This is a genomic window from Microcoleus sp. AT8-B5, from assembly GCF_036705565.1.
GTDB lineage: Bacteria > Cyanobacteriota > Cyanobacteriia > Cyanobacteriales > Microcoleaceae > Microcoleus.
In genome coordinates this window covers 1-5,495 of the sequence record NZ_JAUBUY010000101.1, presented here as the reverse complement: position 1 = coordinate 5,495, position 5,495 = coordinate 1, and the positions used below count along the sequence as shown (strand labels likewise).

Sequence of the window (5,495 nt, the reverse complement as noted above, 5' to 3'; positions counted from 1 at the left end):
GTTAGGCTAATCGTCCTTGGATATTCTTTATCCATTTGGATTAAACGAGTCGCACTCCACGCAATTGTACTGTACCCTTGTCCAATAATTACGCCCCCCTGATATTCATGGGTTCTATCTTTTAATGTTTTAGCATCTGGTCTCCCCCATGCAGTGTGGTCAATTGCCACTAACAGATGTTCTGCTACGGGTACTTGCTGTTCTAATTGCTGGAGATACAGCAGCATCAGTTTTTTCCGGTCTGGCCTACAGTCTTGCAATGCCTCGTAAACGCTTGACCATTGACGATTAAATAATGGATTGAGCGAAAATTCGGCCAAACATGACGAATTACTGGTGGTCATCACTGCATCCATGAGCTCGAATGTTGCATCCTTGCCTCGTACCAATAACTCGTATGCTTCTTGACGAAAGTCCTTTAATCGTTCACTGTTCATTTAAGGAGTGAATAGGTTGTTATTTTTCACCCTCATTCTCTCCTTAACGGTGGCTCTAGTTTTTCTTGGGCCACCGTTCTCATCTTTAGTTAGTCTAAACTACAGTTTTTTCTGTTACCCCTATTTATTGAGCGGATACCTTTCTTCCATATTAAAAAAGCAGATAGAAAGAGGTGATCGCATAAACTAGCATTTTCAATACACCTCATCATGGCTACCAATATCAAGCAAGAGAATTTCCTCATCTCCTGACTCTGGATTCTCAACAAAATTAAATACAATCCGACAGTCATACTCCACAGAACAAGCCCAAGATCCCGCTAACTGACCTTTGAGTTTGTGTGTTTGTAGTGATGGCTCGAAAGAGTTTTCTGCCAAAAGTCTTAAAATAGCTTCAACTTTGGGCTGTAGTTCCGGGTGTTTGCGAATGAGGGCTTTGTAAGCACGTTTAAATGATTGAGCAAAGGTGATAAGTTTCAACGGTTTAGCTCCGCGATCGCTTCATTAACTGTACCTCGAAAGACCTTTCCAGATTGATAGTCTTGTTTTCCTTGTGCAATGTTAGCAGCAATTTCGGTGCGACGGCGATCGCTAAGTCTCCGGTGCATGATGACAAGTAAAGCAGTTTGTTCGTCTATAGACAAGGTTTCGATCTCGTCTAAAATGCTGTCAAATGTTGAGGTTTGCATGGTGAATTAGGTTTTGTGGCGATAATGGCTGTCTTATTTTACTTGAGTTTAAGGGAATTTGCTGAAGGCGATGGCACCTCCGATCGCCTGCTTTAAAGTTGAAGCGCGTGAAGCGAAGCTATCCCGTAGGGCATCGCCCTCCAAGTCAAATCCCTTCCACTCCATCATACTTTCAAGGATTCTCGCTGCTGTTCACTACAAGGCACTCCATAAGCAGTATACGGTCTAACATCAGGCGGTTGCAGTCCCAAAACAATTGATTTAGCCGGAATTCCCGCTGCAACTAACTCCTCAGCAATCAGGCGATCGGTATTATTTGCTTGAATCCACACCTGACCATCAATAATATCAATATGAATCACGCAATGGTGAATGCGCTGCTCGTTAAACCAACCTATATTGATTAACATATAGCGGTCATTTTCTACATCAAAAATTGTGGCGTTTTGCGTCCCACTATCACAAACGGGAATCTCAGCGTATTCAGTAAGGAGCTGTCTAACAAGTTGGCGATAATTATTTAAGCTATCCATTGTACTATTTCCTCGGTTTTTGGGTTGAAAACAACCAAATTTAGGCGGTTATTATCTAGCAATATCTGACCAAAATTTTCTCCTTCAAAAAGCTCTGTAAAAGCATTTAGTAGAATTGCCAGATACAGTTGTCTTTCTGATTCCGTCCGTTTTGCGATGTCATAGTAAAGAGTATATTTACCCAAAGCTTGCTCTAAATCTGCAATTCTAGACTCTCTGATAAAACTTTTAACTTCAACGGCTATCTTGCGATCGTTGTTCTCAGCAGCTAATAGCTGTTCGGCACCAAGATCGATCGATAGGTTTCTCTTCGCCCAAGCCAAGGGATACGGATCGTGGGTAATTGTCCAGCCAGCCTTAATCAGAGCCTGTTTGACAACTTGATGATAAATGTCTCTTGCTGGCACGATCGCTCTCTTTTGCGATCGAGGTTGACACTGACTATTATAATGTGCAGAAGTCTCAACCATTATTCGAGAAATTCAATCTCAAACAACACGATCGCCCGTAAGCGTTGCCCTCGAAGAGGATCGCCCCACCCAAATAGTCCTGAACCCACATCGAGGCCAGAAACCGGGTTTCTTCCTATATCTCTAGCCCAGAATCTGCGATTTTTCATAGAAACCCGGTTTCTTCCCGTAACTCCTACCAAATCAAAATCTGGCAATACCCTAAATATAATTAAAATTTGTTAAGATTAACTCGACCTCAGCGCCGGCATCCCATCCGCCGCTAAACCTGCCCTTCCCCAGTCCCCACAACAATGCTGCGACTCGAACACATCAGTAAAATTTACCCCACAGGCCTCGTACTCAAAGATGTCACCTGGGAAGTCAAACCGGGCGATCGCATCGGCTTAGTCGGCGTTAACGGTGCCGGTAAATCCACCCAACTCAAAATCATCGCCGGCGAAATCGAACCCACCGCAGGCGAAGTCATTCGCCCCGCCAGCCTCCACATCGCCTACCTCTCCCAAGAATTTGAAGTAGATCCGACTCGCACCGTCAAAGAAGAATTTTGGCGCGCCTTCAGCGAAGCCAACGAAGTCCACGAATCCCTGATGCAAGTCCATCGAGACTTGGAAAACTCCTCTCCAGAAAATCTCGACGAACTGATCCACAAAATGGATCGGCTGCAACGGCAATTTGAAGGCTTAAACGGCTACGGTTTAGAAGCCCAAATCGAGAAAATTCTGCCCGAAATCGGATTTGAACCCGAAGATGGCGATCGATTAGTCAGCGCCTTCAGCGGCGGCTGGCAAATGCGGATGAGTTTGGGCAAAATTCTCCTGCAAAAACCCGACATCCTGCTGCTAGACGAACCTACCAACCACCTCGACTTAGAAACGATCGAATGGCTGGAAGTATACCTCAAAGGGCTGACAACCCCAATGGTAATCGTATCCCATGACCGAGAATTTCTCGATCGGCTCTGCACCCAAATCGTCGAAACCGAACGCGGCGTTTCCAGCACCTACCTTGGCAACTACTCCTCCTATCTGCTACAAAAAGCAGAAGCCAGAGAAGCCCAACTCAGCGCCTACGAAAGCCAGCAAAAAGAACTCGAAAAACAGCAAGCATTCGTTGAAAAATTCCGCGCCAGCGCTACTCGCAGCACCCAAGCCAAAAGCCGCGAGAAACAGTTAGACAAAATCGAACGCATCGAAGCGCCCACCGGCGGATTAAAAACTTTGCATTTCCGGTTTCCCCCCGCACCCCGCAGCGGCCGCGAAGTAGCAATAATTGAAGATTTGGTACACTCCTACGGCGAAAAAATCCTATTTTTAGGAGCCGACTTATTAATTGAAAGGGGCGATCGCATAGCCTTTCTCGGCCCCAACGGCGCGGGTAAATCTACTCTGCTGCGGATGATTATGGGCTTGGAAAAGCCGACTGAAGGTACTGTCAAATTGGGAGGCCACAACGTCATCCCCGGTTACTTTGAACAGAATCAGGCAGAGGCCTTAGATTTGAATAAAAGCGTGATGCAAACGATTCACGACGAAGTACCCGACTGGAAAAATGAAGAAGTTCGGACTTTGTTGGGCCGTTTCTTATTTACGGGCGAAACAGTATTCAAACAAGTTGGCGCTTTAAGCGGCGGCGAAAAAGCCCGCCTAGCTTTGGCAAAAATGCTGTTGACTCCTGTGAATTTGCTAATTTTGGACGAACCTACAAATCACCTCGATATTCCGGCGAAAGAGATGATGGAAGAGGCGATTCAGAATTATGACGGTACCGTAATTATCGTTTCGCACGATCGCTATTTCATCTCCCAAGTCGCTAACAAAATAGTCGAGATTCGGGACGGAGAGTTTCGCCCTTATTTGGGAGATTACCACTACTATCTCGATAAAATAGCTGAAGAAAAAGAGCTAGCCAAGTTAGCCAAAATTGAAGCAGAAAAAGCAGCTAAAAAAGCAGAAAAAGAAGCGAAGAAAAAAGCTGCTGCTAAGCAAAAATAAACTTGCATCCCACGCAGATAAACCTTAAATCCGCGTTTATCTGCGTGCATCTGCGGTTTAAAAAGCATCTGATTCTTAACTAACCCAAAATTCGACTAATCATCTGATTCGCCTGGGACTCGTAACTCCCACCAAACAATTTAAAATGATTTAAAATGTGATAGAGATTATAAAGAGTTTTGCGTTCTTCATACCCTGAATCCAAAGGCAAAACCTGATTATATCCCCGGTAAAACTGCGCCGGAAATCCACCAAATAGCTCGGTCATCGCAAGATCAACTTCTCTATCTCCCAAATATGCCGCCGGGTCAAAAATCACCGGTTCCCCCGCAGATGTCACCCCCGCATTTCCCCCCCACAAATCCCCGTGAACTAGCGAGGGTTGAGGTTCATAACCAGCTAACAATTCAGGAATCATCTCTAATAAACGTTCTCCTTGCGGAAAATGACCTCCCCGGCGCCTAGCCAATTTTAACTGATAACCAATCCGATGTTCGGCCCAAAATTCGGCCCAATTTGCCGTCCAATTATTAATTTGTATAGTTGAGCCGATCGTATTATTAATCTCCCAACCAAAAAATCCCCTTAGCAAGCTAGAATTAGGCTCTTCTCCCCCCCTTAGCAAGCTAGAATTAGGCTCTTCTCCCCCCCTTAGCAAGGGGGGGCTGGGGGGGGTGTATTTGTGCATTTCGGCGAGTTTTCGCCCCATTTCTTCCCAAGCTCGATCGCCCCCGCGTCCTCCCAAATCCAGCCATTCCAGCACAATATAAGCGGAATTCCCCTCAGTTCCCCAGCAAATCGGCTCAGGTACTCGAATCGTCTGGGTTTCCCGCATTTGCTGCAAACCCAGCGCTTCAGCTTCAAACATCGCGACTTGGGAAGCTTGATTGATTTTCACGAAGTAAGTGCGGGAACTGCTGCTGATATAATAGCCTTGATTGATGCAGCCACCGCTGACGGAACGGCGATTGTCGATCGAAAATGTTTCTCCGGCTGTTTCAGAGATGTGCGCGGCAATTTTCTCCCACATAGCATGAAATCGTGTTGAGGGTTGAGGGCGATCGAAATTACTTTAACAGGTATAGCAAATTAAAAATTAATCAGCAAAAACAACAAAGCTTAATTAGCAAAAACAACAAAGCACCTATCTGTACAGAGAGGTGCTTTTGTTTAAAAATGGTTCCAGGGATTGAGCTATTTTCGAGCTGGAACCAGGGCGTTTAACCATCTAAAAATTAGTAGTATCTCAGTGATGCCACTGAGTATTTTGAAACTACCAAAAAGTAGTAAGGGTGAAAAACCCTGAAGACTGCAGAGAATTAAGTCATCATCATCACCATGTAGAAAGAGAGGTCAAGCCCTCGGTCTATTA

At 45.3% G+C, this 5,495-nt stretch carries 8 protein-coding genes; 1 reads left to right on the top strand and 7 read right to left on the bottom strand.

All coding sequences use genetic code 11. The features are described from left to right. From QUB39_RS30220 to QUB39_RS30195, 6 genes are all read right to left on the bottom strand, one after another. Nucleotides 1–437, bottom strand: a 437-nt coding sequence (locus QUB39_RS30220; protein WP_333058667.1) for a hypothetical protein, incomplete at its 3' end; no start/stop codon positions are given. A 195-nt stretch (nt 438–632) separates the two neighbouring features. Beyond that, a complete protein-coding gene (locus tag QUB39_RS30215; protein ID WP_194062326.1) occupies nt 633–917 on the bottom strand; it encodes a type II toxin-antitoxin system RelE/ParE family toxin in 285 nt (94 codons plus the stop codon). Further along, nucleotides 914–1,126, bottom strand: a complete 213-nt coding sequence (locus QUB39_RS30210; RefSeq protein WP_194062328.1) for a hypothetical protein — start codon at nt 1,124–1,126, stop codon at nt 914–916. Before QUB39_RS30210 ends, QUB39_RS30215 begins: the two co-directional genes overlap by 4 nt. 164 nt (nt 1,127–1,290) lie before the next feature. Continuing rightward, on the bottom strand, nt 1,291–1,659 hold the full coding sequence (locus QUB39_RS30205; RefSeq protein WP_333212831.1) for a XisI protein: 369 nt from the start codon (nt 1,657–1,659) through the stop codon (nt 1,291–1,293). Beyond that, nucleotides 1,647–2,129: an element excision factor XisH family protein gene (locus QUB39_RS30200; protein ID WP_333058612.1), complete on the bottom strand. Its 483-nt coding sequence runs from the start codon at nt 2,127–2,129 to the stop codon at nt 1,647–1,649. Before QUB39_RS30200 ends, QUB39_RS30205 begins: the two co-directional genes overlap by 13 nt. Further along, a complete protein-coding gene (locus QUB39_RS30195) occupies nt 2,129–2,278 on the bottom strand; it encodes a hypothetical protein (protein WP_333058613.1) in 150 nt (49 codons plus the stop codon). The genes QUB39_RS30200 and QUB39_RS30195 overlap by 1 nt, the downstream gene beginning before the upstream one ends. 144 nt (nt 2,279–2,422) lie before the next feature. On the opposite strand from QUB39_RS30195, the gene QUB39_RS30190 reads away from it, so the two are divergent. Continuing rightward, nucleotides 2,423–4,123 carry an ABC-F family ATP-binding cassette domain-containing protein gene (locus QUB39_RS30190; protein WP_333058614.1) on the top strand — a complete coding sequence of 567 codons (1,701 nt, stop codon included), beginning with the start codon at nt 2,423–2,425 and terminating at the stop codon, nt 4,121–4,123. A gap of 79 nt (nt 4,124–4,202) precedes the next feature. Here QUB39_RS30190 and QUB39_RS30185 read toward each other — a convergent pair whose 3' ends face one another. Further along, entirely contained in the window at nt 4,203–5,153 is a 951-nt protein-coding gene (locus QUB39_RS30185; RefSeq protein ID WP_333058615.1) for a fructosamine kinase family protein, read from the bottom strand. Between the last annotated feature and the right edge of the window lie 342 nt (nt 5,154–5,495).

Bases quoted from the DNA above. Each gene is read 5' to 3' on its own strand.
- QUB39_RS30205 (WP_333212831.1), bottom strand. From the start codon at position 1,659: ATGGATAGCTTAAATAATTATCGCCAACTTGTTAGACAGCTCCTTACT.
- QUB39_RS30185 (WP_333058615.1), bottom strand. From the start codon at position 5,153: ATGTGGGAGAAAATTGCCGCGCACATCTCTGAAACAGCCGGAGAAACA.
- QUB39_RS30200 (WP_333058612.1), bottom strand. From the start codon at position 2,129: ATGGTTGAGACTTCTGCACATTATAATAGTCAGTGTCAACCTCGATCG.
- QUB39_RS30210 (WP_194062328.1), bottom strand. From the start codon at position 1,126: ATGCAAACCTCAACATTTGACAGCATTTTAGACGAGATCGAAACCTTG.
- QUB39_RS30190 (WP_333058614.1), top strand. From the start codon at position 2,423: ATGCTGCGACTCGAACACATCAGTAAAATTTACCCCACAGGCCTCGTA.
- QUB39_RS30195 (WP_333058613.1), bottom strand. From the start codon at position 2,278: ATGAAAAATCGCAGATTCTGGGCTAGAGATATAGGAAGAAACCCGGTT.